This is a genomic window from Micromonospora palythoicola (assembly GCF_036689795.1).
Classification (GTDB): domain Bacteria; phylum Actinomycetota; class Actinomycetes; order Mycobacteriales; family Micromonosporaceae; genus Micromonospora; species Micromonospora palythoicola.
In genome coordinates, this window is the sequence record NZ_JBAGKI010000013.1 from 75777 (window position 1) to 93241 (window position 17465).

At 73.0% G+C, this 17465-nt stretch carries 15 protein-coding genes; 12 read left to right on the forward strand and 3 right to left on the reverse strand.

What is annotated here, in order from left to right; all coding sequences use genetic code 11:
- The first annotated feature begins 7 nt into the window (after positions 1-7).
- From dut to V5O40_RS08570, 4 genes are all read left to right on the forward strand, one after another.
- The gene (gene dut / locus V5O40_RS08555; protein ID WP_332904969.1) at positions 8-538 is read left to right on the forward strand and encodes a dUTP diphosphatase; all 531 of its coding nucleotides are present in this window, start codon (positions 8-10) and stop codon (positions 536-538) included.
- Positions 535-1203 carry a DUF3710 domain-containing protein gene (locus V5O40_RS08560; protein ID WP_332904970.1) on the forward strand — a complete coding sequence of 223 codons (669 nt, stop codon included), beginning with the start codon at positions 535-537 and terminating at the stop codon, positions 1201-1203. Before dut ends, V5O40_RS08560 begins: the two co-directional genes overlap by 4 nt.
- A gap of 174 nt (positions 1204-1377) precedes the next feature.
- Positions 1378-1758: an OB-fold nucleic acid binding domain-containing protein gene (locus V5O40_RS08565; protein WP_269739233.1), complete on the forward strand. Its 381-nt coding sequence runs from the start codon at positions 1378-1380 to the stop codon at positions 1756-1758.
- A gap of 31 nt (positions 1759-1789) precedes the next feature.
- Positions 1790-2512, forward strand: coding sequence for a DUF3159 domain-containing protein (locus tag V5O40_RS08570; protein ID WP_332904971.1), 723 nt, complete (start codon positions 1790-1792; stop codon positions 2510-2512).
- A gap of 41 nt (positions 2513-2553) precedes the next feature.
- Here the strand turns inward: V5O40_RS08570 and V5O40_RS08575 are convergent, their stop codons facing one another.
- Both V5O40_RS08575 and V5O40_RS08580 read right to left on the reverse strand, forming a co-directional pair.
- Positions 2554-3243, reverse strand: coding sequence for a potassium channel family protein (locus V5O40_RS08575; RefSeq protein WP_332904972.1), 690 nt, complete (start codon positions 3241-3243; stop codon positions 2554-2556).
- 2 nt (positions 3244-3245) lie between these two features.
- Positions 3246-3908 carry a potassium channel family protein gene (locus tag V5O40_RS08580; RefSeq protein ID WP_269739230.1) on the reverse strand — a complete coding sequence of 221 codons (663 nt, stop codon included), beginning with the start codon at positions 3906-3908 and terminating at the stop codon, positions 3246-3248.
- 152 nt (positions 3909-4060) lie between these two features.
- Between V5O40_RS08580 and V5O40_RS08585 the strand changes: the two genes are divergently transcribed.
- The 4 genes from V5O40_RS08585 (at position 4061) to V5O40_RS08600 (ending at position 9643) form a co-directional block, all read left to right on the forward strand.
- Positions 4061-6109, forward strand: a complete 2049-nt coding sequence (locus V5O40_RS08585) for an APC family permease (protein ID WP_332904973.1) — start codon at positions 4061-4063, stop codon at positions 6107-6109.
- On the forward strand, positions 6106-7326 hold the full coding sequence (locus V5O40_RS08590; protein WP_332904974.1) for a class I SAM-dependent RNA methyltransferase: 1221 nt from the start codon (positions 6106-6108) through the stop codon (positions 7324-7326). The genes V5O40_RS08585 and V5O40_RS08590 overlap by 4 nt, the downstream gene beginning before the upstream one ends.
- A 152-nt stretch (positions 7327-7478) precedes the next feature.
- Positions 7479-9425, forward strand: coding sequence for a 1-deoxy-D-xylulose-5-phosphate synthase (dxs, locus tag V5O40_RS08595; RefSeq protein ID WP_332904975.1), 1947 nt, complete (start codon positions 7479-7481; stop codon positions 9423-9425).
- 56 nt (positions 9426-9481) lie between these two features.
- A complete protein-coding gene (locus V5O40_RS08600) occupies positions 9482-9643 on the forward strand; it encodes a hypothetical protein (RefSeq protein WP_332904976.1) in 162 nt (53 codons plus the stop codon).
- Here V5O40_RS08600 and V5O40_RS08605 read toward each other — a convergent pair.
- Positions 9640-10839 (reverse strand): hypothetical protein, encoded by a 1200-nt coding sequence (locus tag V5O40_RS08605; protein WP_408631841.1) that lies wholly within the window; start codon positions 10837-10839, stop codon positions 9640-9642. The two genes, V5O40_RS08600 and V5O40_RS08605, sit on opposite strands and share 4 nt — an antisense overlap.
- Before the next feature lie 338 nt (positions 10840-11177).
- Between V5O40_RS08605 and V5O40_RS08610 the strand changes: the two genes are divergently transcribed.
- The 4 genes from V5O40_RS08610 (at position 11178) to atzF (ending at position 17463) form a co-directional block, all read left to right on the forward strand.
- The gene (locus V5O40_RS08610) at positions 11178-13046 is read left to right on the forward strand and encodes a hypothetical protein (RefSeq protein ID WP_408631842.1); all 1869 of its coding nucleotides are present in this window, start codon (positions 11178-11180) and stop codon (positions 13044-13046) included.
- The gene (locus V5O40_RS08615) at positions 13046-14869 is read left to right on the forward strand and encodes a hypothetical protein (RefSeq protein WP_332904977.1); all 1824 of its coding nucleotides are present in this window, start codon (positions 13046-13048) and stop codon (positions 14867-14869) included. Before V5O40_RS08610 ends, V5O40_RS08615 begins: the two co-directional genes overlap by 1 nt.
- Before the next feature lie 44 nt (positions 14870-14913).
- A complete protein-coding gene (locus V5O40_RS08620; RefSeq protein WP_332904978.1) occupies positions 14914-15579 on the forward strand; it encodes a GntR family transcriptional regulator in 666 nt (221 codons plus the stop codon).
- Between the two features lie 75 nt (positions 15580-15654).
- On the forward strand, positions 15655-17463 hold the full coding sequence (atzF, locus tag V5O40_RS08625; protein WP_332904979.1) for an allophanate hydrolase: 1809 nt from the start codon (positions 15655-15657) through the stop codon (positions 17461-17463).
- Positions 17464-17465: the final 2 nt, after the last annotated feature.

The window sequence follows — 17465 nt, forward strand, 5'->3', positions numbered from 1 at the left end:
GGACATCGTGACCGACGTGGTGCCCGTGCCGGTCCGGCGGCTCGATCCCGAGCTGCCGATGCCGGCGTACGCCCATCCCGGTGACGCCGGTGCCGATCTGGTGGCGGCCGCCGACGTGGAGCTGCCACCGGGCGGTCGGGCGTTGGTGCCGACCGGCGTGGCGATCGCCCTGCCCGAGGGGTACGTGGGCCTGGTCCATCCCCGATCGGGGCTCGCGGCCAGACTCGGCGTGACGGTGCTCAACGCGCCCGGTACGGTCGACGCCGGCTACCGGGGTGAGATCCTGGTCAACCTGATCAACCACGATCGGGCCGCGGCGGTGAGGATCGCCCGGGGTGACCGGATCGCGCAGCTGATCGTGCAGCGGGTGGAACGAGCGATCTTCCAGCCGGTGGCCGAGCTGCCCGCGTCCGGACGCGGGACCGGCGGGCACGGCTCCACCGGCGGGCACGCCGGCCTGGTACCGCCGCCGGCCACGGACGGCGCGAACGGAAAAGATGGCACCGTGAGTGCGAACAGCGGAGGTTGGACGCAGTGATCTTCTCCCGGAAGCGGGCCGCGGGACGGCACGCCCTTGACGAGCGGGCCACGAACCTGCCCGAGACCGAGGACGCCCCGTCGGTCCCGGCGGAGCCGGCGCGCGGGCCGTACGACGTCACCGAGGCCCCGGCCGAGGTGCAGCGGCTCGACCTGGGCAGCCTGCAGATCCCGGCGGTGCCCGAGGTCGAGGTGCGGGTGCAGGCCGACCAGCAGGGGGTGGTCCAGCAGGTCGTGCTGGTGCACGGCCAGAGTGCCCTGCAACTGGGTGTCTTCGCGGCTCCGCGGTCCGAGGGAATCTGGGACGAGGTACGTGAAGAGATCCGGCAGTCGCTGGTCGCCGACGGTGCCGCCGCGCAGGAGGCCACCGGCGAGTACGGCACCGAACTGCACGCCCGGGTACGCACCGAGGACGGCCTGACCGAGCTGCGGTTCGTCGGGATCGACGGCCCGCGCTGGATGGTTCGTGCGGTCTACCAGGGCGCGGCGGCCACCGATCCGTCCGCCGCGGGCCCGTTGGCCCGTTGCCTGGACGGACTGGTCGTCGACCGGGGGGTGGAGGCCAAGCCGGTGCGTGAGCCGCTCCCGCTGCGGCTGCCCCGGGAGGCGGGAGAGGCCGCGGCGGCCGGGCCCGCCGACGCCGCACCGACGCCCGGCAACCGCTGACCGGCCAGCAGCGGCCCCGCGCCGGTGCGGGTGCCCGGCCCGGCCGCAGGAGCGCTTCCGGTGCGCCGGAAACGACCTGTCCGGCGTACGCTGGCGGGTGCCGTCGCGGCAGTCGTCCGGCGGCGGTGGCTTCCGAGACCGGACAACCGGTGTGGAGAGGGTGACGCGGAGCACATGGCCACCGACGAGGGTCGGGGTTCGCTGCGGCGGATGTTGCGACGGCTGACCGCGAGCGAGGCCGAGATCGAGGCGCAGCAGCTGCAGCGGGAGAGTGCCCGCTGCGGCGCGATGCCGGTGTTGCAGTGCGGTCGGGGGCAGGTGGTGTCGGTCAGTGGCCGACTGCGTACCGTCGTCTACACCCCCCGGACGAACCTGCCGGCGCTGGAGGCGGATCTCTACGACGGCAGTGACGTCGTGACCCTGGTCTGGCTCGGGCGGCGGCACATCGTCGGCATCGAGCCGGGCCGGCACCTGACGGCCCGGGGGCGGGTCGCGGTGCGCGACGACCGCAAGGTGATCTACAACCCGTACTACGAGCTGGAGCCGTCGAAGTGAACCTGCGGGCGTTGCGGATGGACAGCGGGCGATGACGACCGGACAGCAGCCGGCGACCCAGCCGGAGACCGGGCCGGTGGACGAGGAGCGGCTGCCCACCGTCGCCGAGCAGATGGCCGACCAGCTCGGCGGTTGGCGAGGGCTTGCCGAGTCCAGCGTCCCGGTGGTGGTCTTCGTGATCGCCAACATCGTCACCGACCTGCGGCCAGCCGTGATCGCCTCGGTGGCGGTGGCGCTGCTGATCGGTGGGCTGCGGTTGGCTCAGCGCAGACCGGTGCGGCACGCGGTCAACGGGCTGTTCGGCATCGGGATCGGCGCCGCCATCGCCTGGCGTACCGGCGACGCGCGCGACTTCTACCTGCCGGGGATCCTCTACGGCATCGGCTACGGCCTGGCCCTGCTGCTGTCGGCGGTGATCCGGCAACCGCTGGTCGGCTGGATCTGGTCGGTGCTGGTGGCCAAGGGCAGCTCGCAGTGGCGCGACGACCCCCTGCTGGTGCGCACCTTCACCAGGCTGACCGTGCTGTGGGGCGTCGTCTGGCTGGCCAAGGTGGGCGTGCAGGCCGGCATCTACCTGGCGGCCCGCCGGTTCGACCAGCTCGGCGACGAGGCGGCCGCCGCCGACATGGAGACCGCCCTCGGGGTGGCGCGGCTGGCCCTGGGCTACCCGCCGTACGTGCTGCTGTTGCTGATCACGGTCTGGACGGTCCGGCGGGTGACCCGCGAGCACCGCACGGAGCCGCTGCCGAGCTGAGCGGCCCCGGCGGTCGGGGTGCCCGGGGCCCGGCGCGGTGGTCAGCGTGACTCGCGGGTGCGCTCGACGCTGTCCGGGCCGAGCACCACCGCCCGTACCGCGTCCTCCACCTCGGCGGTGCAGACGAAGACCAACTCGTCGCCGGCCTCGAGCGGGTCGTCCGGGCTGGGCACCAGGACGCGCTTGCCGCGCAGGATCGCCACCAGCGCGGCGTCCCGGGGCAGGGGCACCTCGCGCAGCGGGTGCCCGACGTAGGGCGCGGTCGGCGGCAGGGTGATCTCGACCAGGTTCGCCTCGCCCTGCCGGAACGTCATCAGCCGGACCAGGTCGCCGACGGTGACCGCCTCCTCGACCAGCGCGGCCATCACCCGGGGCTTGCTGACCGCCACGTCCACGCCCCACTGCTCGGTGAACAGCCACTCGTTCTCGGCCCGGTTGACCCGGGCGACCACCCGGGGCACCGCGAACTCGGTCTTGGCCAGCAGCGAGACCACCAGGTTCACCTTGTCGTCGCCGGTGGCCGCGACCACCACGTCGCAGCCGGCCAGCTCGGCCTCCTCCAGGCTGGCCAGCTCGCAGGCGTCGGCCAGCACCCATTCGGCGTCCGGCACCCGGGCCGGCCGGAGCATCCGGGGCTGCCGTTCGATGAGCATCACCTGGTGGCCGTTCTCGATCAGCTCCTGGGCGATGGAGCGGCCCACGTTGCCGGCGCCGGCGATAGCGACCCGCATGATCACTGACCCCCTTCCGGCGTCGCCGCCACGGATGTGACCGCCGCCACCATGTCGTCGGTGACCAGCATGAAGATCTGGTCACCCTCCTGCACCACGCTGGCCACCGTGGGCAGCGTGCCGATGCCGAAGCGGATCAGGTACGCCACCCGGGCGCCGGTCGCCTCCTCCAGCGCCCGCACCGGGCGGCCGATCCAGTCCTTGTGCACCGGCACCTCGACGATCGAGACGGTGCTCGTCGGGTCGCGGAAGATCTCCACGTTCCCTTCGGGCAGCAGGTGCCGCAGCATCCGGTCGGCCGTCCACCGGACGGTGGCCACGGTGGGGATGCCGAGTCGTTCGTAGACCTGCGCGCGGCGCTGGTCGTAGATGCGAGCCGCGACCCGGACCACACCGAAGGTCTCGCGGGCCAGCCGGGCCGAGATGATGTTGGAGTTGTCGCCGCTGGAGACGGCGGCGAAGGCGTCGGCCCGCTCGATGCCGGCCTGGCGCAACACGTCGCCGTCGAAGCCGGCCCCGGTGACCGTGACCCCGGCGAAGTCGGGCCGCAGCCGGCGGAAGGCGTCCGCGTCCTGGTCGATGACCGCCACCGAGTGTCCTCGGGCCTCCAGGTTGTGAGCCAGGGTCGAGCCGACCCGGCCACAACCCATGATCACGACATGCACGCTGCCTCCCACGGTGCCTACCGCTGCGCCTCGTCGCCTGCGAGCCTGCCACGTCCGGGCCGCGGCCGGGGACCGACGGTACTCCCGCCCCGGATACGCCCGTGACCGGCCACCCCACGTGCCCGTCGCCGGTGGCCGTACGCTTGGCCGTTGTGGCCCGATCCACCTCCCTGCTGAAGCGGCTGCTCGTCGGCCGGCCGTTCCGGTCCGACCGGCTCAAGCACACCCTCCTGCCGAAGCGCATCGCGCTGCCCGTCTTCGCCTCGGACGCGCTGTCGAGCGTGGCGTACGCGCCGGACGAGATCCTGCTGATGCTCTCCATCGCGGGCGCCTCGGCGTTCGTGTTCTCGCCGTGGGTCGCCCTCGGCGTGGTCGTGGTCATGCTGACCGTGGTGGCCAGCTACCGGCAGAACGTGCACGCGTACCCCTCGGGCGGCGGCGACTACGAGGTGGCGACGGTGAACCTCGGCCCGCGCGCCGGGGTGGGTGTGGCCAGTGCGCTGCTCGTCGACTACGTGCTGACCGTCGCGGTGTCGGTCTCGTCCGGGGTGGCAAACCTCGGCTCGGTGATCCCCTTCGTGGCGACCCACAAGGTGCTCATCGCGGTCTCCGCCGTGGTGCTGCTGACCGCGGTCAACCTGCGCGGGATCAAGGAGGCGGGCAGCGCGTTCGCCGTCCCGACGTACGGCTTCATGATCGTCATCATCGGCATGATCCTCACCGGGCTGGTCCGGGTCGTCGTGCTCGGCGAGGACCTGCGCGCCCCCAGCGCCGACCTGGTGATCGCCGCCGAGTGGCACGACACCACCGGCTGGGCGATGGCGTTCCTGCTGCTACGCAGCTTCTCCTCGGGCTGCGCCGCGCTGACCGGCGTGGAGGCGATCTCCAACGGAGTGCCGGCGTTCAAGGCGCCGAAGAGCCGCAACGCCGCCACCACCCTGCTGATGCTCGGCCTGGTCGCGGTGACCATGCTGGTCGGCATCGTCTGGCTGGCCCGGCTCACCGGGCTGCAGTTCGTCGAGGACCCCGCCCTGCAGATCGTCTCCGGCCCGGAGGGGTACGTGCAGAAGACGGTCACCGCGCAACTCGGTGAGACGATCTTCGGACCCGGGTCGGTGCTGCTGTTCCTGGTCGTCGGGGTGACCGCGACGATCCTGTTCGTGGCCGCCAACACGGCCTTCACCGGCTTTCCGGTGCTCGGCTCGATCCTCGCCCAGGACCGTTACCTGCCCCGCCAGCTGCACACCCGGGGTGACCGGCTCGCCTTCTCCAACGGGATCCTCTTCCTGGCCGGTTTCGCGATCCTGTTGATCATCGTCTTCCAGGCCGAGGTGACCAAGCTCATCCAGCTCTACATCGTGGGTGTCTTCGTCTCGTTCACCCTCTCCCAGGCCGGGATGATCCGGCACTGGAACCGGCTGCTGCGCACCGAGCGGGACCCGCAGGTGCGGCGTCGGATGCTCCGGTCCCGGGCGATCAACAGCTTCGGCATGGCGATGACCGCCACGGTGCTGGTGATCGTGCTGATCACCAAGTTCCTGCTCGGCGCCTGGATCGCCATCGTCGCGATGGGGCTGATCTACGTGTTGATGCTGGCCATCCGCCGACACTACGACCGGGTGGCCGTCGAACTCGCCCCCGACGACGGACGGCCGGTGCTGCCGGCCCGCAATCACGCGATCGTGCTGGTCAGCAAGCTGCACCAACCCACGTTGCGGGCGGTGGCGTACGCACAGGCCACCCGACCGGACACGCTCACCGCGGTGACCGTCAACGTCGACGACCACGACACCCGGCAGTTGCAGGCCGACTGGGACCGTCGCGGAGTGCCGATCCCGCTCACCGTGATCGACTCGCCGTACCGGGAGATCACCCGACCGATCCTGAACTACGTGGCCGGGGTCCGCCGGGAGTCGCCGCGCGACGTGGTCACGGTCTTCATCCCGGAGTACGTCGTGGGCCGCTGGTGGGAGAACCTGCTGCACAACCAGAGCGCGCTGCGGCTCAAGGGGCGGCTGCTGTTCGAGCCGGGCGTGATGGTGACGAGCGTGCCGTGGCAGCTCGCCTCGACGGCCGGCAAGGACCTCGAGCGGATGGACGCCACGCTCGGCCGTGGGCCGGTGCGTGGGCCTCGGGTGGCGCCACGCGCCACCCTGCCGCCGCCTGCCGAGCGCGAGCCGTCGGACGGGGAGGCCCGGTGAGCGGGCTGGAGGAGGCCGAGCGGGTCGAGTTGACCGTGGCGGCCGTCGCTCCCGGAGGGCACTGCGTGGCCCGGGTGGACGGCCAGGTGGTCTTCGTCCGGCACGCCCTGCCGGGTGAACGGGTGCTGGCCGAGGTGACCGAGGTGCACCGGGGTTTCGTCCGGGCCGACGCGGTCACCGTGCTGGAGGCGGCACCGGACCGGGTGGACCCGCCCTGCCCGTACGCCCGACCGGGTCGTTGTGGCGGCTGCGACCTCCAACATGTCGCCCCGGACGCGCAGCTGCGCTGGAAGGCGGCGGTGGTCCGGGAGCAGCTCGTCCGCCTCGGTGGGCTGGACGAGGCCGACTGCGACGCACTGGACCTGCGGGTGGCGGCGCTGCCTGGTGGTCCGCTCGGTTGGCGTTCCCGGGTCCGGTACGCGGTGGACGCGGCGGGTCGCGCCGGGCTGCTCAAGCACCGCTCCCACGAGGTGGTGCCGGTCGACCGCTGCCTGATCGCCCATCCGGCGATCCAGCAGCTGCCGGTGCTCACCTCCAGCGGGGCGAGCTGGCCGGACGCCGAGGCGGTGGAGACCGTCGCCACCACCGGCGGGGACGTGGCGGTGACCGCAGTGGCGGCCGGGGCCGGTCGGCGGGTCAGCGGCCCGGACCGGGTCCGGGAGCGGGCCGCCGGCCGCGACTGGGTACTGCCCGCCTCGTCGTTCTGGCAGGTGCACCCCGCCGCCGCGGACACCCTCGTCGACGCGGTGCTGGAGCTGGCCGACCCCCGGCCGGGGGAGCGGGCCTGGGATCTCTACGGTGGCGCCGGTCTGTTCGCTGCCGCGTTGGCCCCCCGGGTCGGCGAGACCGGGCGGGTCACCCTGGTCGAGGCGGCCGGTGACGGCGTCGCGGCGGCCCGGGAGAACCTGCGTGACCTGACCGCCGTCGAGGTGGTGGCGGCCCGGGTGGAGATCGCCCTGGCCCGTCGCCGGGTCACCGGGCCGGTCGACGTGGTGGTGCTCGACCCGCCCCGGACCGGTGCCGGGGCGCGGGTGGTACGCGACATGCTGGCCGCCCGGCCGCGGGCGGTGACCTACGTCGCCTGTGATCCGGCGGCGTTCGCGCGGGATCTGCGGGTCTTCACCGAGCTGGGGTGGCGGTTGGCGGCGTTGCGCGGGTACGACCTGTTCCCGATGACCCGGCACGTGGAACTGGTCGGGCTGCTGGTGCCGGCCTGACCGGCCCGGCCTGCGCCGGGTCGGGCTGCCACGGACCGCCGGGCAGCGGGGTCGCCACGCCGGCTACGGGTGCGGGGCTGACCAGGTGCTCAGGACCGGTGGCCGCCGCGCCGGGGCTGCGAGGTGGGCGAGGGCCGATAGACTCTGCGGTCATGAGTGTTGAAGAGGACACGGCCAACCACGGCCGGCTGCTGGCCACGGTGCACGGTCCCCAGGACGTCAAGCGGATGTCCGCCACCGAACTGGACATCCTCGCCGCCGAGATCCGCGACTTCCTGATCGCCAAGGTGTCGCGCACCGGTGGGCACATCGGGCCCAACCTGGGCGTGGTGGAACTCACCCTGGCCCTGCACCGGGTCTTCGACTCTCCCCGGGACCGGCTGCTGTTCGACACCGGCCACCAGGCGTACGTGCACAAGATCGTCACCGGCCGGCAGGGTGGGTTCGACCAGCTGCGCCAGCGTGGCGGGCTCTCCGGCTACCCCAACCAGGCCGAGAGCGAGCACGACCTCATCGAGAACTCGCACGCCTCGACCGCCCTGTCCTACGCCGACGGGCTGGCCAAGGCGTACGCGCTGCGTGGCGAGTCGCGCAGCGTCGTCGCCGTGGTGGGCGACGGGGCGTTGACCGGCGGCATGTGCTGGGAGGCGCTCAACAACATCGCCGCCACCGACAACCCGTTGGTCATCGTGGTCAACGACAACGGCCGCTCGTACGCGCCGACGATCGGTGGTCTGGCGCATCACCTCTCGACGCTGCGGCTCAACCCCGGCTACGAGAAGGTGCTGGACGCCGTCAAGGACGCCCTCGGCTCGACCCCGCTGGTCGGCAAGCCGATGTACGAGGTGCTGCACGCGGTCAAGAAGGGCATCAAGGACGCGGTCGCCCCGCAGGCGATGTTCGAGGATCTCGGCATCAAGTACGTCGGGCCGGTCGACGGGCATGACATCACCGCCGTCGAGACGGCCCTGCGGGCGGCGAAGAACTTCGGCGGTCCGGTGATCGTGCACGCGGTGACCCGCAAGGGCTACGGCTACCGCCCCGCCGAGGAGGACGAGGCGGACTGCTTCCACAGCCCCGGCGCCTTCGACATCACCGATGGCAAGGCCACCGCCGCGCCGTCGGTGAAGTGGACCCACGTCTTCGCCGACGAGCTGGTGGCGATCGCCGACGAGCGGCCCGACGTGGTGGGCATCACCGCGGCGATGGCCGAGCCGACCGGCATCGCGAAGCTGGCCCGCAAGTACCCGGAGCGCACCTACGACGTGGGCATCGCCGAGCAGCACGCCGCCACGTCGGCGGCGGGCCTGGCGCTCGGTGGCCTGCACCCGGTGGTGGCGGTCTACGCGACCTTCCTCAACCGGGCGTTCGACCAGGTCCTGCTGGACGTGGCGATGCACAAGCTGCCGGTCACCTTCGTGCTGGACCGGGCCGGGATCACCGGGCCCGACGGGCCGAGCCACTACGGCATCTGGGACATGTCGGTCTTCGGGGCGGTGCCGGGTCTGCGGATCGCGGCCCCCCGGGATGCCGCCACGCTGCGTGAGGAGCTGCGTGAGGCGGTCGCCGTCGACGACGGCCCGACGATCGTCCGCTTCCCGACCGGCGCGGTCGCCGCCGATCTGCCCGCGCTGCGGCGGGTCGGTCCGGTCGACGTGCTGGCGGAGTCGGCGCGTACCGACGTGCTGCTGGTCGCGGTGGGTGCCTTCGGTCAGCTTGGCGTGGACGTCGCCGCCCGGGTCGCCGAGCAGGGCTACGGGGTGACCGTGGTCGACCCACGCTGGGTCCGTCCGGTCCCGACGGAGCTGGTCGAGCTGGCCAGCGAGCACCGGCTGGTGGTGACCGTCGAGGACGGTGTCCGCTCCGGCGGGGTGGGCGACGCGCTCGCCCAGGCCATGCGCGACGCCGATGTCCGGGTGCCGCTGCGGGACCTGGGCGTATCGGCCGGCTGGCATCCGCACGGCTCGCGCGGCCAGCTCCTGACCGACCTCGGCCTGACCGCTCAGGACGTGGCCCGCGACGTGACCGGCTGGATCTCCCGCCTCGACACCGAACCGGTCGACCCGCGTCACCTGACCGCCAACCCCACCCCCAACTGACCGCGCCGGGCCCCGCCCGGATACCTCGCGCCGTTGATCATGAAGTTGTTGTCACCTTGTCGGCATCGCGCGACAACACCTTCATGATCAACCCGGGTGGCCGGGTGGCCGGGTGGCCGGGTGGCCGGGTGGCCGGGTGGCCGGGTGGCCGGGTGGCCGGGTGGCCGGGTGGCCGGGTGGCCGGGTGGCCGGGTGGCCGGGTGGCCGGGTGGGGCTAGCGGCGGGGGGAGCCGGCGGAGCGGTAGTGGGTTTTGTCGGCGGCGGCGAGGCTGAAGGTCTCGCGGCGCTCGGGGAGGCGAGCCACCACCAGGCCGGGGCGGTCGACCAGGCGGATCGTGTTGGGGGGCACCGAGAGCGCGGTGTCCTTGGTGGCGCGCCAGCTCAGCACGACCAGCGGCTGATCCGGCACCGGCAGCTCGTAGACCTGCAACGGGTTCGTGCGGTCGGCGGGGGAGAGCACCACCGCGCCGTCGTCGGCGGGCCGGTACACCACCGCGCTCATCGTGCCCTCGGCACTCTCCCAGGTGAGCTGCTCCAACTCGGCCGGCTCGCCCCCGTCGAGCGACAACTCGCCGAGCGTACGCACGGCGAGTTTCGCCATCGGCCAGGACGCCGGCACCGACTGCGGGACGTCCCGGTCGCCGACCCGTCGGTCGATGCTGCCGAAGGGGCCGTCCTCGCCGGCCAACAGGCAGGTGTCGAGGCCGGTCAGGGCGCGCCGGCCGGAGCCGCTCTCGTCGCGGACCAGCGGATATCGCGGGGCGGTGATGCCGGTGCCGAGGTCGAGCAGCCGGTCGGTGGCCCGACCCCGAGGCAACGACTCGGTGGACCGCAGGGTGGCGGTGACCGTCACCGCGCGACACCGGGGCACCTCGACGGGGCTGGTCAGGCCGTCGCGGTCGGAGACGATGGGACCGTTCGGCCCGACCAGCCGCCGGACGCGTTCGGAGGTCAGGTAGCGCCGCCCGCCGGCGGACTGGACCGGCAACACGTCGGAGTAGACCAGGTAGCCGGGGTCGGTGTACTCGGTGGCGTGACTGACCGTGTACCGGTCGCCGTCGCCGGTGAGCTGGAGCAGCCAGGACGCGGCCTCGCCGGGCACCGAGGCGGCGACCAGGGCCAGCGGACGGCCGTCCACCTCACCGGAGAAGAGAATGCCGGAGGAGGGTACGTGCACCCGGTCGTCCACGGGCGAGCGCCAGCCGCGTACCGCCTCGGTGACGGCGGCGGTCGCCGCGGTGTCCTCGGCCAGTGAGCCGCGTGGCGGCCACACCGTCAGGGCGCCGTCCATGCTGTCGTAGCCGACCCGCAGGTCCCGTGCCTGATGGTCGGCGACCGGCCCGCAGGCGGTGACCGCGATCAGCAGGGTGGACAGGCCGGTGGCGGTCAAGCCGCGCCAACGGGCTGGAGCCACCTGTCACGCCCCCGATCGGATCGCGTCGTCGTGTCGGAGGGCAATAGTACGAGATGTCCCGCCGATGCTTCGGGCCACCGTACGCTGCGTCGCGCGGTCACCACACCGGCCACAGGGGACACCGCGTCTGACTTGGGGCACTTACCCCACTCGGGTAGACTCCGCCGACTGTGACGCCTGCCGAGACCCGCGCCGCCGCGCTGCCGAGATCCGCCGACGTCGCCGACTCTCCGTCCGAAGTTGTCACCGTGGGTGACGGGGTGCGCAACGACGCCGATGCGGCCACCGCGCGCGCACCGGGTGCCGCACCCAGCGTCGAGCCGGCCACGGTCCAGGCCGTGGCGATCGACGCCACCGAGGCACCCGCCACCGGGGGCGGGGCGGACCGGCAACCGCCGGAGACCGCGCCAACCGACGGTACGCGGGGTGCCGACGGCGTCGACGCCGCTCCGGACCGCCGACGCCGGTTCCGGTGGACTCCCCGGCGACGGGACCTCGCCGTCTTCGGCGGATTCCTGGTGACCGCGCTCTGGGTGACCAGCCAGATCTGGATGGACCCGGCCGGGCGGGTGGCCTCGCTCTACAGCAGCGACCCGGCCCAGGTGCAGTTCTTCCTCGCCCACTCGGTACGAGTGGTCCTGCACGGTGAGTTCCCCTTCTTCACCGAGCAGTTCAACTACCCCGACGGGGTCAACCTGATGGCCAACACGGCCATCCTCGCCCTGGGCATCCCGATGGTGCCGGTGACCCTGCTGTTCGGACCGGCCGTGACCTTCGTGCTGCTGGTGACGCTCGGTCTGGCCGGGACCGCCTCGGCCTGGTACTTCGTGCTGTCCCGGCACGTGGTGAGCAACAGGTTCGCCGCGGTGGTGGGCGGCTGGTTCTGTGGCTTCTCACCGGCGATGCTGTCGCACGCCAGCTGGCATCCGAACATCATCAGTCAGTTCCTGCTGCCGTTCATCGTGTGGCGGGTCATGGTGATCACGAGGTCGACCCGACCGTACCGGGACGGCGCGCTGCTGGCCCTGCTGGTCACCGTGCAGGCGTTCATCAACGAGGAGATCCTGCTCTTCACCGCGATGGGCTGCGGGGTCTTCCTGATCGCGGTGCTCGTCCAGCGGCCCGGGCTCTGGTCGGCGGCCTGGCGGCCGTTGGCCAAGGCGCTGGCCACCTGCACGGTGATCGCCGGCTCGCTGCTGGCGTACCCGCTGTACATCCAGTTCGCCGGCCCGATGGCGTACCACGGGCTCAGTGACGCCGTGCGTGACTACGGCAACGACATCGCCGCCTACTTCGCCCCCGGTTCACCCACCATCGGCGGCAACCAGCGGGCGAACGTCAACCTCGCGCCGAACTACTCGGAGGAGAACGCGTTCTTCGGGTGGAGTCTGGCGCTGATCGCCGTCGGGATCGTGCTCTGGCTCCGGCGGGAGGTGCTGGTCCGGGCGCTCGCCGCGACCGCCGCGTGCTACGCCATCCTCTCCCTCGGCGAGCGGATCAGCTGGTGGGACCGGGAACTGGTCGTCGGTCCGTGGGAGTGGCTGGTCCGGTTGCCGCTGCTCGACGCGGTGGTGCCGACCCGGTTCGGCATGATCACCAGCGTGGTGGTGGCGATCCTGCTGGCCCTGGCCATCGAGCGGACCAGCACGCTGTCCATGGACCGACGGACCGTGCGTACGCTCACCGCCGCCGGTCTGGTGCTCGCGTTGCTGCCGATCACCCCCATGCCGCTGCCGATGACGTCCCGACCGCCGGTGCCGGATTTCATCACCTCCGACCGGTGGCGCGCCTACGTCGCGCCGGACCAGACCCTGGTGCCGATCCCGGTGCCGAGCATGGGCAACACCCACGGCATGCGCTGGGCCGCCGCCACCAACCTCGACTTCAAGATCCCCGGTGGCTACTTCCTCGCCCCCCGCAACGGCAACACCGGCGACCCCGGTCGCTTCGGTGGCCGACCCAGTGGCATCGGGAAGCTGCTGGAGGAGGTGGCCTCCACCGGCCGGACCCCTGAGCTGAACGACCGCCAGCGGCGCCGGTCCCTGGACGAGCTGAGGTACTGGCGGGCGGCGATCCTGGTGCTGCCGGTCCGGCAGCCGCACTCGGAGTCACTGCGGCAGACCGTCGAGCAACTGGTCGGGCCGGCCCGGCTCGAACTGGACGTCTGGGTGTGGGACGTACGCTCGCTCACCGACCCCCGGGCCTGATGTCGGTCGGTACGCTCGACCGGGAGGCGCCGGCCCGCCCCCGTCGCCGTTGGTGGCTCCGCCCGGGTACCCCTGACCTGGCGGTGGTGGTCGGCTACCTGGCGCTGGCCGGCTGGCTGACCAGTCGGCAGTGGGGCCGACCGGACCGGCTCTTCCACCAGGCCGGCGACCAGATCCTCTTCGAGTGGATGCTGGCTCACGCCGCCCGGGTCGTGTCCGGCCGCGCACATCCACTGTGGAGTGAAGCGCTCAACGCGCCCGACGGGGTGAACCTGATGGCCAACACCTCGGTGCTCGGCCTCGGCGTCCCGCTGGCCCCGGTCACCCTGCTGTTCGGCTCGCAGGCGGCGTTCGGGGTGGCGGTGGTCGGGTGCCTGGCCGGCACGGCCACCGCCTGGTACGTACTGCTGCGCCGCCGGTTGGTCGAATCCCGGCTGGCCGCCGCGGTCGGTGGGCTGGTCTGCGGTTTCGCGCCGGGCATGGTCGCGCAGGCCGGATCGCACCTGCACATGGCCGCCCAGTTCCTGGTGCCGGTGATCCTGGCACTGGTGTTCACCCCCGACCCCGCCGGTGCGAACGCGTCCTCGTCGGCCGCCTGGTCGCGGGTGTGGCGCCCCGGGGTGCTGCTCGGTCTGGTCGTGACCTACCAGGTATTCCTCGGCGAGGAGGTGCTGCTCCTGGTGGCGCTCGCCGCCGGCGTCCTCGTCGTCGGATACGCGTTGGCCGACCGGGCCGCCGCACGTCGGCTCGCCCCGGCCACGGCCGGCCGGATCGCGGTCGGCGCGGTGGTGGCGGCGGCGCTGCTGGCCTACCCGCTGTGGTTCCAGTTCTTCGGCCCCGGCCACTACCGGGGGATGCCGTTCCACGCGTACGGCTTCCAGCTGGACGCCGCGTCGTTCACCGCCACCGCCCGGCAGACCGTCTTCGGTGACCACCGCCTGCCGGCTCTGCTGGCACCCAACGCCACCGAGGAGAACTCCTTCTTCGGGCCGGGTCTGCTGGTGCTGGCCCTGGTCGTGACGGTGTGGCTGTGGCATCGCCCGCTGGTCCGGGCGCTGGCCGGCTGCGCAGTGGTGTTCGCCCTGCTCTCCCTCGGCCCCCGGATACGCCTCGACGGCGCGTTGACCGACCTGCCCGGCCCGTACCGGCTGATCGCCGAGCTGCCCCTGCTCGACCACGTGGTGCCGGCCCGGTTCGCGCTGGTCTGTGTGCCGGTGCTGGGTATCCTGCTGGCCCTCTCGGTGGACCGGGTGCGACGGCAGGCGATAAGCGCCGCGACGCGACGGGACGCGGTGCCGGTGCGGCTGCTCTGGGCCGGCGCGGTGGCCGCCGCGTTGCTGCCGCTGACCCCGACCCCGATCCGTACGGTCCCGGGCTGGCAGGTGCCGGCGTTCGTGGCGGAGGGCGCCTGGCGGGCCTACGTGCCGGCGGGGCGGACCGTGGTGGCCGTGCCACCGGTGACCAACGCGGGCCAGAGCCCGGCCATGCTCTGGTCCGCCCGCACCGACCTGGCCTTCACCGCACCGGGTGGATTCTTCATCGGCCCCCGTTCGCCGGACGATCCGGCGGCCCGGTGGGGCGCCCCGGACCGGCCCACGTCGCTGTTGCTGCGCCGGGTGGCCGACACCGGTGAGGTGCCGCCGATCAGCGACACCGACCGCCGGCAGGCGGTGGTCGATCTGAGGCACTGGCGGGCGGCCGTGGTGGTCCAGGGTGGGCTGCACCACGGTGACCCGGTGCGCCGGACGATGGAGGCGCTGCTCGGCCCGGCCCGGGAGATCGACGGTGCCCTCGTCTGGGATGTCCGACCTCTCGTGGGCTGACGCGTCCGCCGGAGGCCGCGGCGGCAGGTGGCACACTCGTCGGGGTGAACGACGTGGCCGCATCGCCGGCGGAGGGCGAGCTGGAGAGTGTCAGTCTGGTGGAGCTGGCCGTCGCCCGGCTGACCCGGGAGATCCTCAGCGGCCGGAGTGATCCCGGTGAACGGCTGGTGGAGGAGCAACTGACCCGGCGGCTCGGGATCAGCCGGGCGCCGCTGCGCGAGGCGTTGCGGCTGCTGGCGCAGCGGGGTCTGGTCGAGCACGTCCCACGCCGTGGGGTCCGGGTCGCCACCCTGTCCGATCGTGACGTGCGGGAGCTGTACGAGCTGCGTGACGTGCTGGAACGCTTCGCGGTGCGGTCGGCGATCCCGGTGCGTCGGGACACTGACCTGGCCGGACTGCGGGCGGCGCTGGACCAGATGCGGGGGGCGACCCGGGACGGCGATCGGCTGGCGGTCGCCGAGTCGCACCGGGCGTTCCACGTCGCGCTGGTGGCGCTGGCCGGCAATCGGCAGCTCTCCGCCGTGTACGACTCGATTCTGGTGAAGTTGCAGCTGTACATGGCGATCAACCTGCGCCGCGAGGCGGAGGTGGCGCAGCCGCAGGACGGCGTCCACCGGCACGAGCGGCTCTTCGAGGCGGTCGCCGCCGGTGACCCGGAGCTGGTGCTCGCCGTGCTGTCCGAGCACGGGGCGCGCTCGTATCTCGGCTAGCCGCACCGGCCGGCCGTCACGGCGTCGTTACCTGGCGCGCGCCCCCTGGAAACACAACTGTCGACAATCGACTGTATGCCAGAGCGGATCGGATCGATCTCGGAGCTGCGGTCGGCGTACCGCCACGGCGGCCTGACCCCCACCGAACTGGCGGAACAGGTCCTGGCCGGGCTGTCCGGAGCGGACGGCGGGCCGGTCTGGATCACCACTGTGCCGGCCGGCCAGCTCCTCGCCCGCGCCGAGCGGCTGGCCGCCACCGCCGACCCCGCGACCCTGCCGCTGTACGGGATACCGTTCGCGGTCAAGGACAACATCGACGTCGCCGGCATGACCACCACCGCCGGCTGCCCCGACTTCGGGTACTCCGCCGTCGAGGACGCGCCCGTGGTGCGCCGGCTGCTCGACGCCGGTGCCCTGCTCGTCGGCAAGACCAACCTCGACCAGTTCGCCACCGGCCTGACCGGGTCGCGTTCGCCGTACGGCAGCTGCGCGAGCGTCTTCGGTGGCGGGTTGATCTCCGGCGGTTCCAGCTCCGGCTCGGCCGTGGCGGTCGCCGCCGGCCAGGTCAGCTTCGCCCTGGGCACGGACACGGCCGGCTCCGGCCGGGTACCGGCGGCGCTGAACGGCATCGTCGGCCTCAAGCCCACCCGGGGCCTGCTCAGCACCGCCGGAGTGGTGCCCGCCTGCCGCTCGCTCGACTGCGTCTCGGTCTTCGCCACCGACGTCGCGGACGCGGTGGACGTGCTGCACGCCGCGCGTGGCGTCTCGGCGGCCGACCCGTGGGGGCGTCCGCTACCGGCGGAGCGGGTGGTGGCCCGCATGCCGGGCACGCTACGCCTCGGCGTGCCCCGGGCAGAAGACCTGGAGTTCTTCGGCGACGCCGGACAGGCGGTCCGGTTCGCCGCGGGCGTGCAGGCGCTACGGGGTCTGGTCGGCCAGGTCGGGTCGGTGCCGTTGCAGAGTTTCCTGGAGGCGGGCGAGCTGCTCTACCAGGGACCGTGGGTGGCCGAACGGCTCGCCGGGCTGGACGGCTTCCTGCGGGAACACCCCGAGGCGGTCCTGCCGGTGACCCGCGGCGTGCTGGAGACCGGCCGGCGTTACGACGCGATCGACGTCTTCCGGGGGCAGCACCGGTTGCGCGAGTTGCGGGCCCAGGTCGACCAGCTGTGGCACGAGGTCGACGTGCTGGTGGTGCCCACCGTCGGCACGACCTTCACGCTCGCCGAGGTCGCCGAGGACCCGATCGGCCGTAACACGGCGCTCGGCCGCTACACCCAGTTCGCCAACCTGCTCGACCTGGCGGCGGTGACCGTGCCCAACGGGTTCACCGCGGCGGGCCGGCCGGCGAGCCTGACCCTGCTCGGTCCCGCGTTCAGCGACACCACCATGGCCCGACTCGCCGCCGCCTTCACCACCGCCACCCGAACCGTCCCCGAGACCACCGCCCCCGCCGCCGCGCCGCCCGGGTCGGCGCAGACGCTGATCGCCGTCGTCGGCCGGCACCTGGCCGGCGAGTCCCGCAACGCGGAACTGACCGAGCGGGGCGCCACTCTCGCCGGTGCCGCCCGCACCGCGCCGCGTTACCGGCTCTACCGCCTGGAGACGGCCGACGGCGCGGGACTGCCCGGCCTGGTCCGGGTCGCCGAGGCCGACCCCGACGGCCACCCGATCGAGGTCGAGCTGTGGCGGCTGCCGGTGGCCGCCGTCGGCGAGGTGCTGGCCGGGGTGCCGGCCCCGCTGTCGCTGGGCTGGGTGCGGCTGCACGACGGGCGGGAGGTGCTCGGTTTCCTCTGCGAGGCGTACGCGGTCGATTCGGGAGCCGAGGACATCAGCGCCGCCGGCGGGTGGCGGGCCTACCGCCGGGCCGCGGCGCAGCGGAGTTGACA

What these genes read in the sequence shown, in the direction of transcription:
- V5O40_RS08565 (WP_269739233.1), top strand. Translation starts at nt 1,378, where the DNA reads ATGGCCACCGACGAGGGTCGGGGTTCGCTGCGGCGGATGTTGCGACGG.
- V5O40_RS08570 (WP_332904971.1), top strand. Translation starts at nt 1,790, where the DNA reads ATGACGACCGGACAGCAGCCGGCGACCCAGCCGGAGACCGGGCCGGTG.
- V5O40_RS08575 (WP_332904972.1), bottom strand. Translation starts at nt 3,243, where the DNA reads ATGCGGGTCGCTATCGCCGGCGCCGGCAACGTGGGCCGCTCCATCGCC.
- dxs (WP_332904975.1), top strand. Translation starts at nt 7,479, where the DNA reads ATGAGTGTTGAAGAGGACACGGCCAACCACGGCCGGCTGCTGGCCACG.
- V5O40_RS08615 (WP_332904977.1), top strand. Translation starts at nt 13,046, where the DNA reads ATGTCGGTCGGTACGCTCGACCGGGAGGCGCCGGCCCGCCCCCGTCGC.
- atzF (WP_332904979.1), top strand. Translation starts at nt 15,655, where the DNA reads ATGCCAGAGCGGATCGGATCGATCTCGGAGCTGCGGTCGGCGTACCGC.